Source organism: Nocardioides sediminis, from assembly GCF_003047295.1.
GTDB classification, from domain to species: Bacteria; Actinomycetota; Actinomycetes; order Propionibacteriales; family Nocardioidaceae; genus Nocardioides; species Nocardioides sediminis.
Map to the genome: position 1 here is coordinate 467,795 of NZ_PZYZ01000002.1, position 22,979 is coordinate 490,773.

Consider the following 22,979-nt stretch of genomic DNA (forward strand, 5'->3'; position numbering starts at 1 on the left):
ACAGCCAACGGAGTCGCATCACCGTGCCTGCCATCATCGACAAGCTCCTCCGCATCGGCGAGGGCAAGATCCTGCGCCAGCTGGAGGCGATCGCCAAGGCCGTCAACGCCATCGAGGACGACTTCGTCGCGATGAGCGACGACGAGCTGCGCGGCATGACCGACGAGTTCCGCAAGCGGCTCGACGGTGGCGAGACGCTCGACGACATCATGCCCGAGGCGTTCGCGACCGTGCGGGAGGCCTCCAAGCGGGTGCTGGGGATGCGTCCCTTCGACGTCCAGGTGATGGGCGCCGCGGCGCTGCACCTCGGCAACATCGCCGAGATGAAGACCGGTGAGGGCAAGACCCTGGTGGCCGTGCTGCCGTCCTACCTCAACGCCCTTGAGGGCAAGGGCGTCCACATCGTCACGGTCAACGACTACCTCGCGAAGTTCCAGTCCGAGCAGATGGGCCGCGTGCACCACTTCCTCGGCCTCACGGTCGGCGTGATCCTGCCGTCGATGCGCCCGGCGGAGCGTCGCGAGGCCTACGCCTGCGACATCACCTACGGCACCAACAACGAGCTCGGCTTCGACTACCTGCGCGACAACATGGCCGACTCGATCGAGGACTGCGTCCAGCGCGGCCACAACTTCGCCGTCGTCGACGAGGTCGACTCGATCCTCATCGACGAGGCGCGGACCCCGCTCATCATCAGCGGCCCGACGCAGGACGAGGTCAAGTGGTACGCCGAGTTCGCGACCATCGCGCGCTCGATGCGCAAGGACGTCGACTACGAGGTCGACGAGAAGAAGCGCACCATCTCGGTGCTCGAGCCCGGCATCACCAGGGTCGAGGACCACCTGGGCATCGACAACCTGTACGACTCGGTCAACACCCCGCTCATCTCCTTCCTCAACAACTCCATCAAGGCCAAGGAGCTGTTCCGCAATGACAAGGAGTACGTCGTCATGGACGGCGAGGTGCTCATCGTCGACGAGCACACCGGCCGCATGCTGGCCGGTCGCCGCTACAACGACGGCCTCCACCAGGCCATCGAGGCCAAGGAGGGGGTGACCGTCCGCGAGGAGTACCAGACCCTCGCCACCGTCACCCTGCAGAACTACTTCCGCCTCTACGACAAGCTCTCCGGCATGACCGGCACGGCGATGACCGAGGCCTCGGAGTTCGACAAGATCTACAAGCTCGGCGTCGTCCCGATCCCGACCAACAAGCCGATGGCCCGCATCGACCAGCCCGACCTGGTCTACCGCACCGAGGAGGCCAAGTACCTCGCGGTCGTCGAGGACATCACCGAGCGCAACGCCGTCGGCCAGCCGGTCCTCGTCGGCACGGTCTCGGTCGAGAAGTCCGAGCTGCTCTCGGGGCTGCTGCGCAAGAAGGGCGTCCCGCACACCGTCCTCAACGCCAAGCAGCACGCCGACGAGGCCAAGGTCGTCGCCCTGGCCGGCCACAAGGGCGCGGTCACCGTGGCCACCAACATGGCCGGTCGAGGCACCGACATCATGCTCGGCGGCTCCGTCGACTTCCTCGCCGACCAGGAGCTGCGCAAGCAGGGCCTGGACCCGGTGGAGAACGTCGAGGAGTACGACGCCGCCTGGCCCGCCATGGTCGAGAAGATCAAGGCCCAGGTCGCTGCCGAGCACGACGAGGTCAAGGAGCTCGGCGGCCTCTACGTCGTCGGCACCGAGCGCCACGAGTCGCGCCGCATCGACAACCAGCTGCGTGGTCGGTCGGGCCGCCAGGGCGACCCCGGCGAGTCGCGCTTCTACCTGTCCCTCGAGGACGAGCTGATGCGGCTGTTCAAGTCCGACTGGGTCGACCGCGTCCTCCAGGTGCTCAAGGTGCCCGACGACGTGCCGATCGAGAACAAGCGCGTCACCGGCGCCATCGCCAGCGCGCAGGGCCAGGTCGAGTCGCAGAACTTCGAGTCCCGCAAGAACGTCCTCAAGTACGACGACGTGATGAGCCGCCAGCGCGAGGTCATCTACGGCGAGCGCCGCCGGGTGCTCGAGGGCGCCGACCTCGAGCAGCAGATCCGCACCTTCGCCGACGACGTGATCGCCGGCTACGTCGCCGGCTCCACCGAGGGCTACGCCGAGGACTGGGACCTCGACAAGCTCTTCACCGCGCTCGGCCAGCTCTACCCGGTCAGCCTGACCGCCGAGGGCGTCGAGAAGGCGGCCGGCGGGCGCGCGGGGATGAGCCGCGAGGCGCTGATCGCCGACCTGCAGGCCGACATCCAGGCGGCGTACGACCGTCGCGAGGCCGAGGTGGGCGACGAGGTCATGCGCGAGCTCGAGCGGCGCGTGATCCTCTCGGTCCTCGACCGCAAGTGGCGCGAGCACCTCTACGAGATGGACTACCTGCGCGAGGGCATCTACCTGCGTGCCTACTCCCAGCGCGACCCGCTCGTGGAGTACCAGCGCGAGGGCTTCGACATGTTCACCGCGATGATGGACGGCATCAAGGAGGAGTCGGTCGGCTTCCTCTTCAACCTCCAGGTGGAGATCACCGAGGACGAGGGCGACGACGTCGACCACGACCACGAGCACGACCACGAGCCGGCGCCGACGCCGACGCCGGTCGGGGGGGCGGCCCCGGCGATCGACATGGGCGAGGCGCAGTCGCACGCCCCGCAGTTCCGGGCCCGTGGCCTCGAGCGCAAGGAGCGGCCGACCAACCTGGCCTACTCCGCCCCGTCGGAGGACGGCGAGGTCGAGGTCAAGGCCGAGGCGGTGGCGGACGAGTTCGCCGGCGTCGGGCGCAACGACGTGTGCCCCTGCGGCTCGGGCAAGAAGTTCAAGCGCTGCCACGGCGCCCCCGGCGGGGCCACGGGCCGCGCCACGATGGGCGGCTGACGCCCCTCCCGCAGCACACCGCCGAGCGGTGGGCCAGCCACCTTCTGCGCGACGCGGAACGTGGCTGGTTCACCGCTCGTCGTGCGTGTACGCCGTGACACGCCGGCCGGCGGTGCCTGGGCCACACTCGCCGTGTCCCGGACGGTGGCTGACGCACCGCTCGTGGGCCGGCCGCCGGTCGGAGCCGCCTGCTCAGCCGAAGACCAGCGCGACGCACTGCCAGCGGCCGTCGCGCGCCTCGAAGCGGGCGGCGAGCGCCCGCGAGCGCTGGCCGTGGCGCACGCGCGCGGAGACCTCGAGCGCGTCGGCGGCCACCAGGCTCGTGCGGACCGAGGCGACGGTGGGCCGGACCGCGCCGCGACCTCGCCCGGCACCCGGGGTCGTGCCGGCTGCCCGCGACACTGCGGCGGCCCGACGCCCGAGCTCCTGGTAGAGCCCGTGCTCGGTGTGGCGCAGCAGCTGGCTGAGCGGCCGGTCGCCCATGGCGATCTCGACGGCGGCGCTGAGGTAGCGGTGCACGAAGGTGTCCAGGCGGTGGCGGCGCTCGCCGTCGACGGTGACCAGGTCGAACCGTGGTGCGCAGAGGTCCGTCTCCGCCACGGGCGGGTCGAGCCGCGGGGTCAGGTCGAGCGCGAGGGCTCCCTGCACGCTGGCGACCGGGACCGGTCGGCGGATGGGGATGACCCGGGCGTGGGTGTCGTGGATGTCGCGGGCGGTGGTCATGTCGGTTCCTCTCCTCGAGACGGTCGTGGTGCGGGTGGTGTCCGCGCCGGGCGCGGCGTCGTGCCTCATCGGTCGTCCCGGGCGTCGCCGAGCGGCGGGACGTGTAGCCGCTGCCCCGGTCGGATGAGGCCGGGGTCGGTGCCGACCTCGGCGCGGTTGGCGGCGTAGACCGCCCGCCAGGCCCGGTCGACCTCGCCCGGACCGGCGGACCGGGGGAGTCGGGCGGCGGCGATCGACCAGAGCGAGTCGCCCTCGCGCACGACGACCCGGTCGTCGGCACGCCCGTCGACGGTGCCGGGTGCGCGGTGCAGGGCGCGAGCCGGCGCCGCGGTGGGCGTGGCTCGCCCGGGTCGCGGGGTGCGCATGGCGACCTCGCCGGCCGCCGGCGCGCCTGCGGTGGCACGGTCCGGCAGCGGGAGCCCGGCGAGACGGTCGCCGCCACCCTGTCCGGCCACGGCCGGGCCGGAGACGCCGGCGACCACGGCCGCACCGCACGCGACGAGCACCAGCCGGCGGGCCAGTCCGCCGGCGTCACGGGGAGTCCGCCCGCGGACCAAGCCGATCGTGGTCGCCGTGGTCACCAGCCACAGGTGGGCGGCGCTGACCAGCAGGGCCAGGGCGCACACGGCGACGAGGAGGTCCTCGAAGCTGCCGTGCCAGGTCTCCGGCCTGAGCAGCGACGCCGCCGCCGCGCCGGCCAGCCGGTGGACCACGCCCGAGGCCAGCGTGGCCGCCAGCCAGACGGCCAGGCACCGCGCCGGCGATCCGTTCCCCCGAGACATCGCGAACCCTTCGTTTGCGTGCGTTTGCTTCATTCAAAGCAGATTTGGAGCGGGTGTCAACGGGTTGTGCACAGGCTAGGGTGCTCCCCATGCGCTGGGAGGAACGGCTCTTCGAGCTCTTCGACGACCTCGAGGGCCAGGCCTCGGCCCTGTACGACGTGGAGCGCGGCGCCGAGCTCGTCGACCGCAGCCGCGCGGAGTACCACCACGTCGCGCTCGTCAGCAGGCTCGTGGCCTCGGTCGGCTCCATGCTCGCCCTGGAGGTCGCCGGCGTGGGCCGGGTGGAGGGCGAGCTGCGGCGCACGGGGGACGGCTGGTGCCTGCTCAGCGGCCACCAGCAGGACTGGATCGTGCGCACCGCCCGGATCCACGCGGTCCACGGCGCCTCGGACCGCTCCGTGCCCGAGGTGGCCTGGTCACCGCTGCAGAAGTTGGGCCTCGGGTCGACGCTGCGGCGCCTGGCCGAGTCGGGAGCACGGTGCCTGGTGCACCTCGCCGACGGGGCGCAGCACGAGGCGGTCGTGCGCCGGGTCGGTCACGACTTCGTCGAGGTGGAGTCGCCCGCGGGCGCGCGGGTGCTGGTGGCCTTCGACGCGATCGCGGCGGTCCAGTCGCGCTGACGCGTCAGGTCGCGTCGACGTCGTACGGCGGGAGCTGGCCCTCGGCGAGCTCGAGCTGGCGGGGCGGCCGCTCGTCCTCGTCCTCCATCGCCTCGATGATGTGCTTGCGCACGATGTTGCGGGGGTCGAGGTCGCGCAGCTCGAGGTCGGAGTACTCCGGACCCAGCTCGGTGCGCAGCTCGTCGCGTGCGGAGTTGGCCATGGCCCGCGCCTTGCGCAGCATGACGCCGGCCTGCTTGGCCATCACGGGCAGCCGCTCGGGGCCGAAGACGATCACGGCCACCAGGGCGATGACAGCCAGCTCGAGCAGCCCGACGTCGAACATGGGTCAGAACTTAGCGGTCGGGGTGAGCCCCAGCTGCATGCCGGCCAGTCCGCGTCCGCGGCCGGCGAGCTTGTCGGCCACCGAGCGCAGCTCCACGGCCGCCGGTGCCGTGGGGTCGGACTCGACGATCGGCTTGCCGGCGTCGCCGCCCTCGCGCAGCGACGGGTCGAGCGGGATGCGACCCAGGACCGGCACGTCGTACCCGAAGCGCTGCGACAGGGTCGAGGCGACGCGGTCGCCCCCGCCGCTGCCGAAGACCTCCATCGTGGAGCCGTCGGGCAGGGTCAGGAAGCTCATGTTCTCCACGACGCCGACGACGCGCTGGTGCATCATCGAGGCCATCGTGCCGGCGCGCTCGGCGACCTCGGCCGCCGCCTCCTGCGGGGTCGTCACGACGACGACCTCCGCGCTGGGCAGGTGCTGGCCCAGCGAGATGGCGATGTCGCCGGTGCCCGGGGGGAGGTCGAGCAGCAGCGCGTCGAGGTCGCCCCAGTAGACGTCGGCCAGCATCTGCACCAGCGCCCGGTCGAGCATGGGACCACGCCACGCCACCACCTGGTCGCGGCGCGGCTTGAGCATGCCGATGGAGATGACCGAGACGCCCGACGAGGTGGGGACCGGCATGATCAGGTCGTCGACCTGGGTGGGGCGGGCGTCGGCGACCCCGAGCATGGCCGGCACGGAGTGGCCGTAGATGTCGGCGTCGACGACCCCGACCTTGAGGCCCTGGGCCGCCAGCGCGAGCGCGAGGTTGACGGTGACCGAGGACTTGCCGACGCCGCCCTTGCCGCTCGCGATGGCGTAGACCTTGGTCAGGGAGCCGGGCTGGGCGAACGGGATCTCCCGCTGCGCCTGGCCGCCGGCCAGCGTCTCCTTGAGGCCGGCCCGCTGCTCGGGCGTCATCACGCCGAGGGTGAGGTCGACCGAGGTGACGCCGGGCACGGCGGTGACGGCCGCGGTGACGTCACGGTTGATGGTGTCCTTGAGCGGGCATCCGGCCACCGTCAGCAGCACGTGGACCGAGACCGTCCCGTCCTCGGCGACCGCCACCGAGTCGACCATCCCGAGCTCGGTGATGGGCCGCTTGATCTCAGGATCGTTCACGGTCGCGAGCGCGTCCATGACCTGCTGCTGCGTGGGGGTGCTCATGATGGATGAGTCTACGAGCCGCGTGGTTCCTCGGAGGGTTCGGGCCGGGCCTTGGTCAGCTCCTCGATGTCACCGACGAGGCCGCGCAGCTCCGAGCGCAGGAAGTCCCGGGTGGCGACCTCGCCGACCGACATGCGCAGCGACGCCACCTCGCGGGCGAGGAACTCCATGTCGGCGTGGGCGCGCGCGTTGGCCTGCCGGTCCTGCTCGGCCACGACCTTGTCGCGCTGCTCCTGCCGGTTCTGGGCCAGCAGGATCAGCGGGGCGGCGTACGACGCCTGCAGGCTGAGCATGAGGGTCAGGAAGATGAACGGGAACGGGTCGAAGCGCAGGTCGGAGGGGGCCAGGGCGTTCCAGGTGATCCACACCAGGACGAAGACCGTCATCCAGAGGAGGAACCGCGCGGTCCCCATGAAGCGGGCGAACTGCTCGGCGAAGACGCCGAACGCGTCCGCGTCGTAGCTGGGACGCCGGACCAGGTGACGGCGGACGTCGCGCGGGGTGTCGAGGCGCGCGCGGGCGCGGGAGTCGCTCATCGGCCACCTCCCTGCGGCCGGGTCGTCCGGGCGGTGATCGGGCCGGGGCGGGCGGCGTTGTCCCGCCAGTTGTCGGGGAGCATGTGGTCGAGCAGGTCGTCCACGGTGACGGCGCCGAGGAGCCGGCCCTCGTCGTCGACGACGGGCGCGGCGACGAGGTTGTACGTCGCGAGGTGGGCCGCGACCTCGTCGATGCCGGCGTCCGGGCGCAGCGGGTCCAGGGACTCGTCCAGGGCCGCGGCGACCAGGGTCGAGGGCGGCTCGCGCAGCAGCCGCTGGATGTGGGCGGCCCCCAGCAGCCTGCCGGTGGGCGTCTCGAGCGGCTGGCGGCAGACATAGACGAGGGCGGCGAGGGCCGGGGTGAGCTCGGGGTCGCGGACGTGGGCCAGCGCCTCGGCGATGGTCGCGTCGGGGGAGAGGATCACCGGCTCGGGCGTCATCATGGCCCCCGCGGTGTCCTCGACGTAGGACATGAGGCGCCGCACGTCGTCGGCCTCGTCGGGCTCCATGAGGCCCAGCAGCGTGGCGGCGGTCTCGGGGTTGAGGTCGGCGATCAGGTCGGCGGCGTCGTCGGCCGACATCTCTTCGAGGATGTCCGCGGCACGCTCGGAGTCGAGGTGCTCGAGGATCTCGACCTGGTCCTCGTCCGGCAGCTCCTCCAGGACGTCGGCCAGGCGCTCGTCGTCGAGGGCCGCCACCACCGCGGAGCGGCGCTCGGCGGGCAGGTCGTGGATCATGTTGGCCGCGTCGGCCGGCTTCATCTCATTGAGCGCCGCGATCAGGTGGGTGGCGCCTTGCGTGTCCTGGCGGCGGGTCAGGCCGGTGACCTCGCCCCACTCGACGATGTGCGTCTGGCCGCGGCGGCGGAAGCCCTTGGACGGCTCCTGGACGGCCACCCTCGAGAGCACCCAGTCGCGGTTGCGCGCCTGCTCCATGCCGACGTCGTACACGGTGCCGGTGATGCCGTTGGAGGTGATGGTGACCTGGCGGTCCAGCATCTGGCCCATGACGAGCGTCTCGGTCGAGCGCTGCTCGAAACGACGCATGTTGAGCAGGCCGGTGGTGTGCACCTGGCCGGAGTCGATCGCGGTCACGCGGGTCATCGGGACGAAGATCCGCTTGCGCCCGAAGACGTCCGCGACCAGGCCCAGCACCCGCGGCTGGGTCGTGTCGCTGCGCAGGGCCACGACGACGTCGCGCACCTTGGCCACCTGGTCGCCGAGCGGGTCGAAGACCGGGAGACCGACGAGTCGGGCGAGGAAGACCCTGGTCGGCGTGGTGCTCATCGCTCCTCCTCTCCGATCGTGCTCGATCGTGTCCCGGCAGCGAAGGCTACCGCTCCGGGACGTGCCGACGTGACGATGACGCGGAGGCCACGACGTCACCTACAGTGGATCGCATGGTCGCCACCTTGAAGAGCTCGGTCCGCTCGGGCGTGCTGCTCTGCACCCTCGTCCTCGGTGCGTCGGTTCTCGGCGCCTGCGGTTCCGAGGACAGCGAGGAACCGGCAGCGGAGACCGCCTCGGAGTCCAGCGCCACCGAGACCCCGTCGGAGTCGCCCACCGAGTCCGCGTCGCCGGCCGAGCCGGCGACCGACCCGGCCAACGGCCTGCCGGTGTGCTCGGAGGTCTGGGTCGACGGCCTCGACCTGCCCAAGGACTACACCTCGTGCTCCGAGGACGGGACCGAGGTCAAGCCCGAGAAGAAGATGTGCGGCTTCGGCAGCCCGATGATCATCCACGAGGACCGCTTCTACGCACTGCGTGGCAACCGGGTCAACGACGTCGGCGACACCGCGACGAGCGAGCAGTTCCAATCAGCTCTCGAGGCCTGCCAGGCCTGACCCGCGGACGACGGGGCGCGGCGCCGCCACGGCGCGACGCGGTCCCGGTCGGCACGAGAGAGCCACGAGAGAGCACAGCACCCTGAACACGGTCACGACACTGGGGGGAATCCCATCACCATGAAGTCCACACGCCCGATCACGGCTGCGGTCGCCACGCTGGCGCTCCTCGCGCCGCTGACCTTCACCGCGGTCCAGGTCGCCGGGGGTGAGCCCGCTGCCGCGACCACCACTACGCCGACGCCGACCCCGGTGCCCACCACGCCGGCGCCGACCACGACGCCGACCGAGGACCCCACCGAGGACGCCGACAAGTCGTGGCACCCCCGCCCGGGCGTGCGGTTCAACGAGCCCCGCGACCCCGAGCAGTCGCACAAGATCAACCGCTACATCCGCAACGCGATCGCCAACACGCCCAAGGGCGAGTCGATGAAGCTGGTCACCTGGAACTTCAGCAACCAGCTCTTCGTCAACGACATCATCGCCGCCCACAAGCGCGGCGTGAGCGTCCGGCTGATCATGGCCAACGGTCTCGCGGACGACCAGAGCCGCACGCGCGGCTACTACTGGCAGGTCAAGCGGGCGCTGAAGAAGGGCAACAAGAAGCGTCCGGGCTACCTCAAGAGCTGGGCGCGCACGTGCAAGAACTCCTGCCGCGGCAAGGAGGGCATCCAGCACGGCAAGTGGTTCATGTTCAGCCGCACCGGGGCGCGCAACCAGGTCGTCATGTCGACCTCGGCCAACCTCACCGACGCCGCCGCGTACAACCAGTGGAACGACCTGCTGACCGTCCAGGGCCGACAGGGCACCTACGACAGCTACGAGGCCGTGTTCAAGGAGATGTCGCGCGACCGGCAGGTCAAGCCCGCGTTCCGGACCTTCGACGACCGCAACTTCGACGGCTGGTTCTTCCCCCAGATGGGCCCGCTGCGCAACCACAACGTGATCCGGCTGCTGAACAAGGTGAAGTGCAAGGGCGCCCGCGGCGACGCCGGCAAGAACGGTCGCACCGTCATCCGGGTCTCGCAGGCGGTCTTCAACGGGCGTCCCGGCTCGGCCATCGCCAAGAAGCTCAAGGGCCTGCACAAGCAGGGCTGCAACATCAAGCTCGTCTACGGCGTGCTCAACAAGAACTCCAAGAAGCTGCTGGAGGACATCCCCAGCCGGACCATCCTGGAGGACACCAACGGCGACGGCTTCGTGGACCGCTACATCCACATGAAGGCGCTGACCATCTCCGGGCACTACAAGCGCAACCGGCAGGCGCACGTCGTCTACCAGGGCAGCGCCAACTTCTCGGGGATGGCCACGCTGTCCGACGAGCAGGGCTTCATCATCAACAGCCAGAAGCTGGAGAAGTCCTACTCCAGGTTCATCAACAAGCTGTTCAAGAACCCGCCGCCGCAGGGCCAGGACCTGATCAAGGAGATCGTGCTGCGCCAGCAGGCGGGCTTCGACCCCTTCGCCCAGGTCCGCGAGGAGATGGGCATGGGCGCGATGCAGCCCGCGGTGGACTGACGCCCCGCATGCGCGGCGTACGACGTGACCGGCGGTCGTGAGGGCAACCTCGCGGCCGCCGGTCGCGTCTCCCACTGGGGATATTGGGCGCGTGCGGTCTGGCTCCTGTGACGATTGTGACTTACCGTGACTTGTGTTGCCCCTGATGCCTTGCCCGTCGCACTGCCTACCTCGGAGGTCGCCATGAAGGCGTACGCCGCCCTCATCGCCCTGGTCGTGAGCCTGCTGTCCCCGGTGGCCCTGGCCGCCCCCGCAGCGGCCGCGCCGACCCAGAACGGGTCGACCAGCACGCTCGGCAGCACGGACGACTCCTCGTCCCGGCTCTCCACGAGCCTGTCGCGGCGCAAGGCCGGGATGGAGTCGGTCTCGAGCGGGGGCGAGCACACCTGCCGCCTGCCCGGCGACGGGTCGCTGGTCTGCTGGGGACGCAACTCCTTCGGCCAGCTCGGCGACGGCAAGAAGGGCACCCAGACCCCGACCCCGCAGCGGGTGACCCAGGGCAAGCCGTGGCGGCGCGTGTCGGCCGGCGGCGGCACCACCTGCGGCATCAAGAAGAACCAGCGCCTCTTCTGCTGGGGCGTCAACCACCGCGGCCAGCTCGGCATCGGGAGCACCAAGCCGCGCACGCGCCCGACCGTGGTCGCCAAGTCCAAGCGCTGGACCTCGGTCAGCGCCGGCTGGTTCAACACCTGCGGCATCACCAAGCAGACCAAGCTCTACTGCTGGGGCGACAACGCCGCGGGCCAGATCGGCGACGGCGGCAAGGCCAAGGTCCGGACCAAGCCGACCCTGGTCAAGCGGGGCAAGAACTGGGCGTCGGTCGCGGTCGGCAGCCGCTTCGTGTGCGCCACCAAGAAGGACGGCGCGCTGTTCTGCTGGGGCGGCAACCTCTTCGGCCAGCTCGGCCAGGGCAGCTACGGCGGCAAGTCCAAGCCCGCCCGGGTCGGCACCAGCCGCAACTGGGCCGAGGTCTCCACCTCGTGGACCCACACCTGCGCCCGCAACACCAGCGGTGGCGTCTACTGCTGGGGCCGCAACACCTTCGGCCAGGTCGGCGACGGCAGCGTGACCACGACGCCGACCCCGCGCCAGGTCGTCGGCGGTCTCAAGGCGGTCGACGTCACGACGACCGAGGGTGCCTCGTGCGCCATCGACGACAAGTCCCGCGTCCAGTGCTGGGGCAACAACGCCTACGGCGTGATCGGCGACGGCAGCAAGCCCTTCGTCACCTCGCCCGAAGCGGGGCCGGCCGACATGCGCGAGATCGAGGGCGGGTGGCGCCACGTGTGCGGGCACACGACCTCCGGGGCGCCCTACTGCTGGGGCCAGAACGACCGCGCCCAGCTCGGCAACGGCACCCTGACGAGCAGCCCGTCGCCCACCGAGGTCGAGCCACTCCCGCCGGCGGACCCGGGCGGGGTCACCGACTTCCGCATCGCCACCGTCAACGCGCTCGGCAACGGCCACACGCGTCCCTACGCGCACGACGACGCCTTCGGCCCGTCGACCACTCGGATGACCTGGATGGCCGACCAGCTGGACAACTCGGCCATCGACATCATGGGCCTGCAGGAGACCAACGCCGACCAGACCTCGCACCTGGTCAAGGCCTCGCGCAACACCTGGGACGTCTACCCGCGGCCCGAGGCGGGCGACGACGCCGCCGAGGCCGCCCTGGCCTGGCGCACCAGCGTCTGGGAGCTGGTGGAGGCGACCACGATGATGAACCAGTTCATCGCCAAGGAGCTGCCGCGCCCGATCGTCAAGCTGCGGCACCGGGTGACGGGCAAGGAGATCTACGTCATCAACGTGCACAACGCGCCGTGGGACTACCAGTTCAAGCGCAACAAGGCGACCAACGTGCAGATCGCGAAGATCAACGAGCTGCGCGCCACCGGCACGCCGGTCTTCTACGTCGGCGACATGAACGAGAAGCGCGAGATCCTCTGCAAGGTGCTCTCCAAGACCGACCTGGTCAGCCCCTTCGGCGGTTCGTACGACGCCGCCACCGGCAAGTGCGTCAACCCGCCCAGCCGGATGCGCGTGGACTGGATCTTCGGCTCGCCCGAGGCGACCTACGCCAACTTCGAGTACACCCGCCCGCCGCTGCTCAGCCTGGTCACCGACCACAACATGGCGCTGGTCGACGTACGCCTGCCCTGACGCGGACCCACCGGACCGGAGCGTGCCGGGTCCGACTCGGTAGGGTCGGGCCCGGCACCACCGCAGCACCCGCACTACCGGCCAACCGGGGCCGGCTGCACCGGCACGTGGAAGGGAAGTGAGTCGTGGCCGACCGCGTCGTCCTCCACATCGGCTCGATGAAGTCGGGCACCAGCTTCATCCAGAACGTCCTGGGCAACAACCGGGAGGCCCTGGCCCGGCACGGCATCTCGTTCGCGGGGGAGCGGTGGCGTGACCAGGTGACCGCCGTGCAGGACCTCATCGCGCACGGCGGCCCGCGGCAGGAGCCGCTCGACCCGGCCGGTCCCTGGCTGACGCTGGTCGACGAGATCAACGCGACGCCGGGCACCGCGGTCGTCTCGATGGAGTTCCTGGCGCCCCGGGCCACCGCCAAGATCGAGCTGCTGCGCGACGCCCTGCAGGGGGACCTCCAGGTGGTGCTCACCGGTCGCGACCTCGCCCGCAACATCGCGGCCATGTGGCTGGAGTCGGTGCAGAACGGGTCGGCGGTCGACTGGGACGCCTACCTCGCCGCCGTGCGGTCCGAGGACCGCTCGCAGCCGGTGGCGCGCAACTTCTGGAACCACCAGGGGCTCGCCGAGATCGCGCGGCGCTGGGCCGACGCGGTCGGCGAGGACCACTTCACGCTCATGACGGTGCCCCCCAAGGGCGCCCCGTCGAGCCTGCTGTGGGAGCGCTTCGCGCAGGTGCTGCAGCTCGACCCGCAGGCGTTCGAGCTCGACGTGCGCGCCAATCCCTCGATCGGGCTGGCGACCGCGATGACGCTGCAGCACCTCAACGCGTTGCTCGAGGCCGACGGCTTCACCGACGACAAGTACTACGACCTGCTGGTCAAGCACCTCCTCACCAAGCGCGGGCTGGTGTCCCGGCAGGGCCAGGAGCCCCGGCTCGGGCTGGACGAGCGCTGGGTGATGAAGCGCGGCGCCGCCGAGGTGGCCGCGTTGCGCAAGCAGCGCCACCGGGTGGTCGGCGACCTCGACGAGCTGCTCCCCAAGCCGGTCCCGGGCGTGCACCCCTCGCAGGTCTCCACCCAGCAGCAGCTCGAGGCCGCCATGGAGGGGCTCTCGCGGATGGTGCAGATCGGCGTCGAGCGCGAGGGCAAGCACCGGCGTCGGATCGCCCGGCTCAGGAAGGCCGACCGATGAGCTCGCTCCCGCACGTCGCCGTCATCACGATGGCCCGCGACGAGGGCACCATGCTGCGGCGCTGGGTGGACCACTACTCGCGCGAGGTCGGCGTCGACAACCTCGTGGTCGTCGACGACAACAGCTCCGACGGGTCCACCGACGACCTGCCGTGCACTGTGCTGCGCATCCCGCCGCTCACCAGCAAGAAGTCCTTCGAGCCGGCGCGGATGGGGATGCTGGGCGGTCTCTCGGCCGGCCTGCTCGAGGCGTACGACGCCGCGATCTTCTGCGACGTGGACGAGTTCATCGTCGCCGACCCCAAGGTGCACGAGTCGCTGCGCCACTTCGTCGCCGCGCGCGAGGGCCGGCAGGCCATCGGCGTGATGGGGCTCAACGTCGTCCACGACGTCGCGCGCGAGCCCGCGCTGGTCGACGGCGAGCCGATCCTGGGGCAGCGCCGGCTGGCCAAGTTCCTGCCGCTGATGTGCAAGCCCTCCCTCAAGTGGGAGCCGGCCAACTGGGCGCTCGCGTCGCACGGGATCAAGTGCCCCTTCGAGGTCGACCCCGAGCTGTTCATGTTCCACATGAAGTTCGCCGACCGCGACCACCTCCAGGCGGTGGCCGACCGGCGCCACGAGATGTTCACGACCGAGGGCCGCGCCGCCCGGACGAGCTGGGAGCGCAGCGGCGGCGACATGGTCGACCTGCTCGACGAGATCACCGCCGACATCGACCACGACGCGGTCAAGCCGTTCGGCCCGCCGCTGAAGAAGCTGCCCACCATCGTCGAGCAGAGTGCGCCCGACATCTGGCGGGCGGTCGGCGGGGGACAGGTGCAGGCCATGCGCAACCGTCCCTTCGTCCGGATCCCCGACCGCTTCCTCGGCCGGGTGTGAGCCGCACCGCCATGGCTGCTGCTGCCGTCACCGAGGTGCGGGTCGACTCCGAGGGCATCCGGCTCGTCGGCCCCGACGTGCTGTGCAACCTGGCCTTCGACGGTCGCCGCATCTGGTCCTTCTGGAGCCGGCGCGACGCCGTCCGCGACGGGGCGGGCTGGCTGGTGCGCTGGCCCGAGCGGCTGGAGATGCACCTTGACGGCGTCACCCGTGTGACGGTCACGCTGGGAACCGGTGAGGTGGTGCACGACGACGAGGTCCGCTTCGGCACCTCCCAGGAGCGCGTGAGCGTGGTCGACCGCCAGGGCGCCCCGCTCGGCATCGACAACTACGGGCGGCTGGTCAAGACGTTCGAGACCAAGGACGAGGGCCAGCTGGAGCCGCTGCTCGACGCCCTCGAGACCGTGCTGGGGCTGTTGCGCGCGGAGGGCCTCGAGGCGTTCCCGGCGTACGGCACCCTGCTCGGCGCCGTGCGCGACGGCGCCTTCATCGGCCACGACAGCGACGCGGACGTCGGCTACGTCAGCCACCACACGCACCCGCTGGACGTGGTCCGGGAGTCGCACCGGGTGCAGCGCGCGGTGCAGCGGCAGGGCTACCCGACGTCGAGGCACAGTGGGGCGGCGTTCAAGATCGACGTGCCCGACGCCGACGGGTCGGTGCGCGGCCTCGACGTCTTCGGCGGGTTCTTCTCCGGCGATCACCTGGCGCTGATGGGCGAGGTCTGGGCGCCGTTCGAGCGGGAGTGGATCTTCCCGCTGGGCACCACCACGCTGGAGGGTCGCACGTTCCCGGCCCCCGCCCGACCCGAGCCGCTGCTCGAGGCGATGTACGGGCCCGGCTGGAAGGTGCCCGACCCGGCCTTCAAGTTCGAGAAGGACGACTCCGCCCAGCGTCGCTTCGACGCGTGGTTCCGCGGCACCCGGGTCAACCGTCCGCAGTGGGACCACCGCTACGGGCTCGCCCGCCTGCTGCCGCCGTACCAGCCGCCCCACCACCTCGCCGAGCACCTGCACGAGCGCGAGGAGCCCGGCACCTGGGTGGTCGACGTCGGCTGCGGCCGCGGGCGTGACGTGCGCTGGCTCGCCAAGCAGGGGCGACCGGCGGTCGGGCTCGACTACTCCGGCACCGCGATGACGTTCATCGCCGCGAAGGCCGCCCAGCAGGGCTGGCCCGCCGAGCTGCACACGATGAACCTGCTCGAGCTGCGCCAGGTGCTGGCCTGGGGGGCCCTGCTCGCGGCCCGGCCCGGACCTCGCACCGTGCTCGCGCGGCACCTCGTCGACAGCACCTCGCCGTACGGCGTCGACAACTTCTGGCGGCTGGTCTCGATGGTGCTGCGGCCCGGGGAGCGGGTGCACCTCGAGGTCCTCACCGAGGCGGTCGAGGACGCCGAGGGACGCCCGCCGCTGACCCGACCGGTCGACGTCGACGCGCTCGTCGCCGACGTGGTGGCGCGCGGGTTCGTGGTCAGCGGGCGCGAGGACCTGGTCGGCGAGCCGATCGACTACGGGTACGGCGAGGAGCCGTCCCGCGACAAGCAGTGGCGGACGTGCCGCCTGGAGGTGGAGAAGCGATGAGGCTGCGTTCGAACGACGGGGGCCGCAAGGACCTGGAGGCGCGCGTCGACGCGCTGGAGGCGACCGTGGCGTCGCTCGAGGAGCGGGTGGCCGAGGGGCAGGCGCTGCACCAGCGCTTCGCCGAGCTGCTCGACGTGGTGACCGAGCTGATGGTCCCGCTCGCCCAGCGCGACGAGGAGTCGGCGGCGCTGGTCCGGCGGTACGTCGACGAGCTGGGGTCGTGAGGACCCCGCGGTGAGCCGTCGCGTCTTCGTCCACATCGGGCTGCCCAAGACCGGCACGTCCTACCTGCAGGCCATCGCCTGGCCGGGACGGGAGCGGCTGCGCGAGGCGGGGCTGCTGCTGCCGGGCGCTCGCAAGAGCGACCACCTCTTCAGCTCGATGATCGTCCGTGACGACCCGGGCATCGCGCGCCGGGGTCCGGGCGCCTCGGAGGCGTGGGACCGGGTCCGGGCCGACGTGGCCGACTGGTCGGGCGACTCGCTGGTGAGCCACGAGTTCTTCTGCGCGGCGTCGCAGGAGCAGGCGGCCCGGATGGTCGAGCAGCTCGCCCCGGCCCAGGTGCACGTCGTCGTCACCGCCCGTGAGCCGCTCGGCCTCTTCACCTCCAGCTGGCAGGAGTCGCTCAAGAACAAGTCGACCACCCGGCTGGCCGACTACGGCCGCGGGGAGTCCGACGACCCCCGCGCCGTGTGGGACTGGCGTGCCCTGGACCTGGGCCTGGTCCTCGAGCGGTGGGCGCCGGCGGTGCCGGCGGAGCGGCTGCACGTCATCACGCCGCCGCCGCCCGGCTCGGCCCGCGAGGTGCTGTGGGAGCGGTTCGCCGGGGTGCTCGGGATCGACCCCGCCACCTGCGACGCCACGCGCGGCTTCGCCAACGCCTCGATGGGCGTCGTCGAGGCCGAGACCCTGCGCCGGGTCAACGAGCGGCTGAAGGGCTTCAACACCGCCCGTGCCCGCGGGGTGTGGCTGCGCTCCTTCCTCGCCGACGAGCGGCTGGTGCCGCGGCGGGGGGAGCCGTTCTGGCCGGCCGATGACCAGGTGGCCGACGCCCGCGCCCGCGGCGAGCGGGCGGTGGAGCGGCTGCGCGCGGCGGCGTACGACGTCGTGGGCGACCCGGACCTGCTCCGCGTCCCCGAGGACCTGCCGCCCCGGCGGCACCCGGACTCGGTGACCGACGCCGAGGTGGCCGAGGTCGCGGTCGACCTGGTGGCCACGCTGATGGGCGACCTGCAGCGGCGGGCCGAGCGCACGTCCGCACCGGCCGACCCGCCGTCCCGGCTGACCCGGCTGCGCCAGGCGCTGCGCGGTGTGTGACCTGTCTCATGTGCCGGGGCGGACCGCCCGCACCTAGGCTGTCCCAACTACCGGCTGGTAGCCAGCCGTCACGCCCTCCAACGGAAGGACTCCCGCCATGGGTCGCCTCTGCCAGACCGACGGACTCACCGAGGACCAGACCGAGATCCTCAAGGCGGTGCGGCAGTTCGTGGACGAGAAGATCCTGCCGGTGGCGACGGAGCTCGAGCACGCGGATGAGTACCCGCAGGAGATCGTCGACGGCCTCAAGGAGCTCGGCATCTTCGGGCTGATGATCCCCGAGGAGTACGACGGGCTCGGCGAGTCGCTCCTGACCTACGCGCTGTGCGTGGAGGAGATCGCCCGCGGCTGGATGAGCGTCTCGGGCGTCATCAACACCCACTTCATCGTGGCCTACATGCTGATGCAGCACGGCACCGAGGAGCAGAAGCGCAAGTACCTCCCGCGGATGGCGACCGGCGAGGTGCGGGGCGCGTTCTCGATGTCCGAGCCGGGTCTGGGCTCCGACGTGTCGGCGATCAAGACCAAGGCGGTCCGCGACGGTGACGACTACGTCATCAACGGGCAGAAGATGTGGCTGACCAACGGCGGCACGTCCACGCTCATCGCGGTGCTGTGCAGGACCGACGAGGGCGCCGAGTCGGTCTACAAGAACATGACGACCTTCCTGGTGGAGAAGGAGCCGGGCTACGGCGAGACCGCCCCCGGCCTCACGATCCCCGGCAAGATCGACAAGATGGGCTACAAGGGCGTCGACACCACCGAGGCCGTCTTCGAGAACCACCGGCTCTCCGCGGACCAGGTGCTCGGCGGGGAGCCGGGCAAGGGCTTCTACCAGATGATGGACGGCGTCGAGGTCGGCCGCGTCAACGTCGCCGCCCGCGCGTGCGGGATCGCGAACCGGGCCTTCGAGCTCGGGGTGGCCTACTCCCAGCAACGCGAGACCTTCGGCAAGAAGATCGCCGACCACCAGGCCATCCTGTTCCGGCTCGCGGAGATGGCGACCAAGGTCGAGACCGCGCACACGATGATGGTCCGCGCGGCCCGCACCAAGGACAAGGGGATGCGCAACGACGTCGAGGCCGGGATGGCCAAGATGCTCGCGTCCGAGTACTGCAACGAGGTCGTCGAGGCCTCCTTCCGCATCCACGGCGGCTACGGCTACTCCAAGGAGTACGAGATCGAGCGGCTCTACCGCGAGGCGGCGTTCATGCTCATCGGCGAGGGCACCTCGGACATCCAGAAGATGATCATCGGCCGGTCGGTCCTCAAGGACTACCAGCTCAAGGGCTGAGGTGTACCTCCCGCCGCCGGTCCGTCGCCGCCTCGACGCGCGCCTCGACCAGGCGCGCGAGGAGGGGTTCCGCGCCGGGCTCGCCGCCGCGGCGGCCCGCCGTTCGCGCGAGCGGTACCGCTACGTCTTCGTGGTGACCTACGGCCGCTCCGGCTCGACGCTGGTGCAGGGCCTGCTCAACGCGTTCCCCCGGGTGCTGGTGCGCGGCGAGAACGACCTCTACCTGCTCGACCTCTACCGGGCGCTGGCGCGCGTGCGGGCGTTCCGCGAGCTGCACGGCGAGCACGGCTCCCGCAACGTCGTCTCGGCGTTCTACGGACTCAAGGCGATCCGTCGCAGCGCCTTCATGCAGGCCATGAACGACGTCGTCACGACCGGCGTGGTGGGCAACCTCGACGCCGACGACTACGACGTGATCGGCTTCAAGGAGGTCGTCTGGCACCGGATCGAGCCGGAGGAGACCGCGGCGTTCTTCGACACCATGGACAAGGCCTTCCCCGGGGTGCGCTACGTGCTCAACACCCGCGACGTCGAGCGGGTCCTCGGGTCGGGGTTCTGGCGCGAGGCGGACGCCGACGAGGCGCGCGCCCTCATCGAGCGGGTCGTGGAGATCCAGGATCACCTGCGCGCCACGCGCCCCGACCGCGTCCACGACGTGCGCTACGAGGAGCTCACCGGGCCCGACCCGGACGCCCGCGACGACGTCGTACGACGGCTGGGCGAGTTCGTGACCGGCGCGCCGGTGACGCCGTCGGTGCTCGCCTCGGCGCGTGAGGTCCTCGCGACGGGGCACGGCCCGTTCCCGTTCGCGCGCCAGGACCCCGATCACCAGCACACCGAGCCGCAGCACTCGGACGGGTCGGTCGCCGACTAGGGTGACGCCCATGTCCCGCCGGCTCGTGCTCCACGTGGGAGCGATGAAGTCCGGCACCAGCTACGTGCAGTCGCGGCTGTTCGCCAACAAGCGGATGCTGGCCGAGCGCGGCATCCTCGTGCCCGGCATGAACTGGCTCTCGCAGGTGATGGCCGCGCGCGACGTGCTCGGCTCCGGCGAGGCCCAGTGGGCGAAGATGGCCGGCAAGGTGCAGGCGCACGAGGGCACGTCGGTGATCTCGATGGAGTACCTCGGTCCCGTGCGGCCGGTCGTCGTACGCCGTGTGCTCGCATCTTTCCCGGACCACGAGGTGACCGTCGTGGTCACCGCCCGCGACCTCAACCGCTCCATCGCCGCGATGTGGCAGGAGACGGTGCAGAACGGCCGCACCTGGACCTTCGCCGACTACCTCGCCGGGATCGAGGCCTGGCGCCCCGGTCACCGCGACGAGTCGGCGGAGCCGCCTGAGTCGGGGCGCACCTTCTGGCGCCAGCAGAACATCGTCCGTTTCGCCCGCACCTGGGGCGAGGAGGTCGGCGCCGCCAACGTCGTGGTCGTGACCGTGCCGCCCCCGGGCGCCCCGCGTGAGCTCCTCTGGGAGCGGTTCTGCTCGGTGCTGGGCACGTCTCCCGACGGGTTCGCGCCCGCCCGGATGGGCAACGAGTCCGTGGGGGCCGCGTCGACGCTGGTGATCCGGCGGGTCAACGAGCTGCTCAACGACGAGGGCCTCGTCTTCCCCGAGGGCACCGAGCTGCGCAAGGGGGTCCTGGCCAAGCAGGTGCTGGCGGCGCGCAAGAAGGAGGAGCCGGCGATCGGGCTCCCCGTGGCGCCCTGGGTGGTCGACCACGCCGGGCACATGGTCTCGGCGCTCGACGAGCTCGGGGTCTCGCTGGTCGGCTCCTGGTCGGACCTCACGCCGGTGGACGTGCCCGGCGTCGACCCGGCGACGGTCTCGCCGACGTTGGTCGCGGACGCCGCGATCGCCGGGCTGGCCGGGGTGCTCGCCGAGCAGATCCGACTGGCCGGCGCGGGGTCGTCCGACTCCTCTGACCCGTCGGACTCCTCCGACGACGTGGACGACCTGGACGACGGGGGGTCGGGCTGATGGCGCCCGCGTTCCTCCACGACACCTGGCCGCGCCTCGAGGCGCCGTTCGCGGCACTGCTCGAGGAGAGCCTGGGCCCGCGCGACCCCTCGATGATGCTCGCGACCGTGCGCTCCCTGGACCTTCCTCCCGACAGCGTGGCCGTGGACGTGGGTTGCGGCGAGGGCGCCGCAGCCTTCCGTCTCGCCGCCCACTTCGGGCTGCAGGTGGTCGGCATCGACCCGGTGCAGCGCCACCTCGACCTCGCCCGCGAGGCGCGGCGCTCGGAGCCCGAGGTGGTCGCCTCCCGGGTGTCCTTCGAGCGCGGCACGGCCGACCGGATCCCGCTGCGCGACGCCTCCGTGGACCTCGTGTGGTGCACCGACATCCTCGAGCGGGTGCCGTCGCTGGCGTCGTCGTACCGCGAGGTCCATCGCGTGCTGCGGCCGGGCGGGCGTGCGCTGGTGCACCAGGTGCTCGCCACCGACCTGCTCGCGCCGGAGGAGGCCGACTGGCTGTTCCCGGTCCTGGGCGTCGTGCCCTCGTCGGTCGACCGCGACACCGCCGACGGCGCCGTCCGCGGCTCCGGTCTCGTGGTGGAGGCGACGGCCGACCTCGGCTCGGAGTGGGCCGAGCACGCGGAGGAAGGCACGGGGCTCGCCTCCCGGGCGCTCCTGCGCGTCGCGCGGCTCCAGCGGGACCCCGAGCGGTACCGCTCGGCCTTCGGCGACGCGGCGTACGACGTGATGCTGGGGGAGTGTCTCTGGCAGGTCTACCTGATGCTTGGGAAGCTCACCGAACGGGTCCAGCTGCTCGCACGGCCCTGACGTCGTCCGGCCCTATCGGTGGTCGAGGTGCGGCTTGTCTCCCGCACGCCCGGGCAAGCACGCCGCGGGCACGCTGATGTCCTCGCCACGGCAGGCACCCCGGTGCGACTCATCTCGGCATGAGCGGACGCTCGGGTCGCGGCCTGTCCGGACGTTCTTGAGGTCTCCATCGAGCCGTCCGACCTCGGTCAACCCACGACCCCGAGGTGAAAGCCCGCCTCGCCCCAGAGAGCCTCGAGCTCACCCTCCGTCGGGAGTTCGACAGCCGAGCACCCCCAGATCCGGCTTCCGACAGCACTTGGCCAGTAGCACACGGCGTACTCCCCGGGCGGCTCCTTGACCCGGAAGTCACCGTCGCCGTCGATAGTCGCCACCTTGCCGCCCAGCTGGGTGACCTGCGCCTCGCTCAGCTGCGCTGACAGGTGGGACCAGGCCAGTGGATCGGCGACCCGATCCTCGCCGGTGAGCTCCCAGAACGGACCATCCATGGCCGCGATAGGCACTATCGCAAGCATGCCGCCACCGACGGCTGGGTCGCCCGGCTGACCCGCCACGTCCGACGTACCGGACATGTGTCCGACCAGCCCGCCGGAGCCGGCTGGACTCGGCCCGCAGCCCGCCAGGAGACCCATGGCGAGCGACAGTGCTGCCGCCGTGGCGTACCGGCGTTCAGACATGCCGTTCACCCGAGCCAACGCGCCATGACCCCGACGCACCCAGCAGTGTCCTCATCCGTCCCCCCTGATCGACACTGAGTGTGACGGACACAACGAGATTCCGGTTCTCGTCGTGGACGCGCGTCGTTGCCGACCCGCTGTCATCGGCATCAGCGGATGCCTCGTGGCGAGTCCAGCAGGCGCACTGTTGCCCCACCCCGGCCGCGGAGGTGCCGCGCTCGCACCGTCGAGCCAGTGCGTGATTTCCCAGCGCTCGCTGTAGCCGAGGTCAGGCTCGCCGATGCCAAGGACCGTCGGAACGGCGAAGGTGATGCGAGAACCCACGAAGGGCAGCCACCGCGCCTCTTTGTCGATGGTTGCGCCGCCGCCCGGTTGTCGTGGCAGCCGCACCTGCATGTCTTCCCCGAGGCGAAACAGGGCGTTCGACGAACCAGAATCGCGAGTAGGCACCAGGTCGTGACCGGCGTACTCGGGGAACGCCCTATCGACCAGGCGACGTACCAGCGGGACGTCGATCGATAGCTCGTCGCTGTGGAGCTGACTCACCCGGTCATCCCTTCCGGTTCGCGCGGCGGGTGCCATCCGATTTGCATCCGCTCATCGGTAACCGGCTTCGCCTGTACGGACACACCCAATAGGTGCCAGCCGGCGACGAAGAACTCCGCCGTGGTCGTGTCCACAGTGTGGTCGGGAGGCCGGTTTCCGGGGGTCCGTTGTCGGTGGTCCCTGCTGGAATGGGTG

The 22,979-nt window shown here is 71.2% G+C and carries 22 protein-coding genes; 14 read left to right on the forward strand and 8 right to left on the reverse strand.

The features are described 5' to 3' along the window. The first annotated feature begins 23 nt into the window (after positions 1–23). Positions 24–2,861, forward strand: a complete 2,838-nt coding sequence (secA, locus tag DAI17_RS07045; protein ID WP_107772179.1) for a preprotein translocase subunit SecA — start codon at positions 24–26, stop codon at positions 2,859–2,861. Between the two features lie 192 nt (positions 2,862–3,053). On the opposite strand, the gene DAI17_RS07050 is transcribed toward secA, so the two are convergent. Both DAI17_RS07050 and DAI17_RS21205 read right to left on the reverse strand, forming a co-directional pair. Next, positions 3,054–3,584, reverse strand: a complete 531-nt coding sequence (locus tag DAI17_RS07050; protein WP_159081395.1) for an Rv3235 family protein — start codon at positions 3,582–3,584, stop codon at positions 3,054–3,056. Positions 3,585–3,649: 65 nt separating this feature from the next. Beyond that, positions 3,650–4,366, reverse strand: coding sequence for a LysM peptidoglycan-binding domain-containing protein (locus tag DAI17_RS21205; protein ID WP_199904975.1), 717 nt, complete (start codon positions 4,364–4,366; stop codon positions 3,650–3,652). Positions 4,367–4,455: 89 nt separating this feature from the next. Between DAI17_RS21205 and DAI17_RS07060 the strand changes: the two genes are divergently transcribed. After that, the gene (locus tag DAI17_RS07060) at positions 4,456–4,986 is read left to right on the forward strand and encodes a hypothetical protein (protein WP_107772182.1); all 531 of its coding nucleotides are present in this window, start codon (positions 4,456–4,458) and stop codon (positions 4,984–4,986) included. A gap of 4 nt (positions 4,987–4,990) precedes the next feature. Here the strand turns inward: DAI17_RS07060 and DAI17_RS07065 are convergent, their stop codons facing one another. The 4 genes from DAI17_RS07065 to DAI17_RS07080 are packed head-to-tail and all read right to left on the reverse strand — an operon-like array spanning position 4,991 to position 8,282. Further along, the gene (locus DAI17_RS07065; protein ID WP_107772183.1) at positions 4,991–5,311 is read right to left on the reverse strand and encodes a sec-independent translocase; all 321 of its coding nucleotides are present in this window, start codon (positions 5,309–5,311) and stop codon (positions 4,991–4,993) included. Between the two features lie 3 nt (positions 5,312–5,314). Further along, positions 5,315–6,460, reverse strand: a complete 1,146-nt coding sequence (locus tag DAI17_RS07070; RefSeq protein ID WP_107772184.1) for an Mrp/NBP35 family ATP-binding protein — start codon at positions 6,458–6,460, stop codon at positions 5,315–5,317. Positions 6,461–6,471: 11 nt separating this feature from the next. After that, on the reverse strand, positions 6,472–6,996 hold the full coding sequence (locus tag DAI17_RS07075) for a DUF1003 domain-containing protein (protein ID WP_107772185.1): 525 nt from the start codon (positions 6,994–6,996) through the stop codon (positions 6,472–6,474). Beyond that, positions 6,993–8,282, reverse strand: coding sequence for a magnesium transporter MgtE N-terminal domain-containing protein (locus tag DAI17_RS07080; RefSeq protein ID WP_107772186.1), 1,290 nt, complete (start codon positions 8,280–8,282; stop codon positions 6,993–6,995). Before DAI17_RS07080 ends, DAI17_RS07075 begins: the two co-directional genes overlap by 4 nt. A 113-nt stretch (positions 8,283–8,395) precedes the next feature. On the opposite strand from DAI17_RS07080, the gene DAI17_RS21210 reads away from it, so the two are divergent. The 12 genes from DAI17_RS21210 (at position 8,396) to DAI17_RS07140 (ending at position 21,561) form a co-directional block, all read left to right on the forward strand. Continuing rightward, positions 8,396–8,839 (forward strand): hypothetical protein, encoded by a 444-nt coding sequence (locus DAI17_RS21210; RefSeq protein WP_199904976.1) that lies wholly within the window; start codon positions 8,396–8,398, stop codon positions 8,837–8,839. Positions 8,840–8,959: 120 nt separating this feature from the next. Then, positions 8,960–10,357 (forward strand): phospholipase D-like domain-containing protein, encoded by a 1,398-nt coding sequence (locus tag DAI17_RS07090; RefSeq protein WP_199904977.1) that lies wholly within the window; start codon positions 8,960–8,962, stop codon positions 10,355–10,357. Positions 10,358–10,540: 183 nt separating this feature from the next. Further along, positions 10,541–12,520, forward strand: coding sequence for an endonuclease/exonuclease/phosphatase family protein (locus DAI17_RS07095; RefSeq protein ID WP_107772188.1), 1,980 nt, complete (start codon positions 10,541–10,543; stop codon positions 12,518–12,520). Positions 12,521–12,645: 125 nt separating this feature from the next. After that, complete coding sequence (locus DAI17_RS07100) at positions 12,646–13,707, forward strand: hypothetical protein (protein ID WP_107772189.1); 1,062 nt, start codon at positions 12,646–12,648, stop codon at positions 13,705–13,707. Then, complete coding sequence (locus tag DAI17_RS07105; protein ID WP_107772190.1) at positions 13,704–14,585, forward strand: glycosyltransferase family 2 protein; 882 nt, start codon at positions 13,704–13,706, stop codon at positions 14,583–14,585. Before DAI17_RS07100 ends, DAI17_RS07105 begins: the two co-directional genes overlap by 4 nt. 11 nt (positions 14,586–14,596) lie before the next feature. Further along, complete coding sequence (locus DAI17_RS07110) at positions 14,597–16,165, forward strand: class I SAM-dependent methyltransferase (protein ID WP_159081397.1); 1,569 nt, start codon at positions 14,597–14,599, stop codon at positions 16,163–16,165. Then, entirely contained in the window at positions 16,162–16,389 is a 228-nt protein-coding gene (locus DAI17_RS07115; RefSeq protein WP_107772192.1) for a DUF6752 domain-containing protein, read from the forward strand. The genes DAI17_RS07110 and DAI17_RS07115 overlap by 4 nt, the downstream gene beginning before the upstream one ends. Positions 16,390–16,399: 10 nt before the next feature. After that, positions 16,400–17,482 carry a hypothetical protein gene (locus DAI17_RS07120; RefSeq protein WP_107772193.1) on the forward strand — a complete coding sequence of 361 codons (1,083 nt, stop codon included), beginning with the start codon at positions 16,400–16,402 and terminating at the stop codon, positions 17,480–17,482. 97 nt (positions 17,483–17,579) lie between these two features. Next, a complete protein-coding gene (locus tag DAI17_RS07125) occupies positions 17,580–18,776 on the forward strand; it encodes an acyl-CoA dehydrogenase family protein (protein WP_107772194.1) in 1,197 nt (398 codons plus the stop codon). Between the two features lies 1 nt (position 18,777). Next, positions 18,778–19,650 carry a sulfotransferase gene (locus tag DAI17_RS07130; RefSeq protein ID WP_107772195.1) on the forward strand — a complete coding sequence of 291 codons (873 nt, stop codon included), beginning with the start codon at positions 18,778–18,780 and terminating at the stop codon, positions 19,648–19,650. A gap of 10 nt (positions 19,651–19,660) precedes the next feature. Continuing rightward, positions 19,661–20,755 (forward strand): hypothetical protein, encoded by a 1,095-nt coding sequence (locus DAI17_RS07135; RefSeq protein WP_107772196.1) that lies wholly within the window; start codon positions 19,661–19,663, stop codon positions 20,753–20,755. Further along, positions 20,755–21,561 carry a class I SAM-dependent methyltransferase gene (locus tag DAI17_RS07140; RefSeq protein WP_107772197.1) on the forward strand — a complete coding sequence of 269 codons (807 nt, stop codon included), beginning with the start codon at positions 20,755–20,757 and terminating at the stop codon, positions 21,559–21,561. Before DAI17_RS07135 ends, DAI17_RS07140 begins: the two co-directional genes overlap by 1 nt. A gap of 188 nt (positions 21,562–21,749) precedes the next feature. On the opposite strand, the gene DAI17_RS07145 is transcribed toward DAI17_RS07140, so the two are convergent. Together DAI17_RS07145 and DAI17_RS20900 are read right to left on the reverse strand one after the other, a co-directional pair. Beyond that, positions 21,750–22,238: a hypothetical protein gene (locus DAI17_RS07145; protein WP_159081398.1), complete on the reverse strand. Its 489-nt coding sequence runs from the start codon at positions 22,236–22,238 to the stop codon at positions 21,750–21,752. A 51-nt stretch (positions 22,239–22,289) separates the two neighbouring features. Further along, positions 22,290–22,784 carry a phosphotransferase gene (locus tag DAI17_RS20900; protein WP_159081399.1) on the reverse strand — a complete coding sequence of 165 codons (495 nt, stop codon included), beginning with the start codon at positions 22,782–22,784 and terminating at the stop codon, positions 22,290–22,292. Between the last annotated feature and the right edge of the window lie 195 nt (positions 22,785–22,979).

Excerpts from the sequence above, each read along its gene's own strand:
- DAI17_RS07125 (WP_107772194.1), top strand. The coding sequence starts at position 17,580 with ATGGGTCGCCTCTGCCAGACCGACGGACTCACCGAGGACCAGACCGAG.
- DAI17_RS07090 (WP_199904977.1), top strand. The coding sequence starts at position 8,960 with ATGAAGTCCACACGCCCGATCACGGCTGCGGTCGCCACGCTGGCGCTC.
- DAI17_RS07140 (WP_107772197.1), top strand. The coding sequence starts at position 20,755 with ATGGCGCCCGCGTTCCTCCACGACACCTGGCCGCGCCTCGAGGCGCCG.
- DAI17_RS07110 (WP_159081397.1), top strand. The coding sequence starts at position 14,597 with ATGGCTGCTGCTGCCGTCACCGAGGTGCGGGTCGACTCCGAGGGCATC.
- DAI17_RS07080 (WP_107772186.1), bottom strand. The coding sequence starts at position 8,282 with ATGAGCACCACGCCGACCAGGGTCTTCCTCGCCCGACTCGTCGGTCTC.
- DAI17_RS07050 (WP_159081395.1), bottom strand. The coding sequence starts at position 3,584 with ATGACCACCGCCCGCGACATCCACGACACCCACGCCCGGGTCATCCCC.
- DAI17_RS07060 (WP_107772182.1), top strand. The coding sequence starts at position 4,456 with ATGCGCTGGGAGGAACGGCTCTTCGAGCTCTTCGACGACCTCGAGGGC.
- DAI17_RS07065 (WP_107772183.1), bottom strand. The coding sequence starts at position 5,311 with ATGTTCGACGTCGGGCTGCTCGAGCTGGCTGTCATCGCCCTGGTGGCC.
- DAI17_RS21205 (WP_199904975.1), bottom strand. The coding sequence starts at position 4,366 with ATGTCTCGGGGGAACGGATCGCCGGCGCGGTGCCTGGCCGTCTGGCTG.
- DAI17_RS07135 (WP_107772196.1), top strand. The coding sequence starts at position 19,661 with ATGTCCCGCCGGCTCGTGCTCCACGTGGGAGCGATGAAGTCCGGCACC.
- DAI17_RS07145 (WP_159081398.1), bottom strand. The coding sequence starts at position 22,238 with ATGTCTGAACGCCGGTACGCCACGGCGGCAGCACTGTCGCTCGCCATG.
- DAI17_RS21210 (WP_199904976.1), top strand. The coding sequence starts at position 8,396 with ATGGTCGCCACCTTGAAGAGCTCGGTCCGCTCGGGCGTGCTGCTCTGC.
- DAI17_RS07095 (WP_107772188.1), top strand. The coding sequence starts at position 10,541 with ATGAAGGCGTACGCCGCCCTCATCGCCCTGGTCGTGAGCCTGCTGTCC.
- DAI17_RS07075 (WP_107772185.1), bottom strand. The coding sequence starts at position 6,996 with ATGAGCGACTCCCGCGCCCGCGCGCGCCTCGACACCCCGCGCGACGTC.
- DAI17_RS07070 (WP_107772184.1), bottom strand. The coding sequence starts at position 6,460 with ATGAGCACCCCCACGCAGCAGCAGGTCATGGACGCGCTCGCGACCGTG.
- DAI17_RS07115 (WP_107772192.1), top strand. The coding sequence starts at position 16,162 with ATGAGGCTGCGTTCGAACGACGGGGGCCGCAAGGACCTGGAGGCGCGC.
- DAI17_RS07105 (WP_107772190.1), top strand. The coding sequence starts at position 13,704 with ATGAGCTCGCTCCCGCACGTCGCCGTCATCACGATGGCCCGCGACGAG.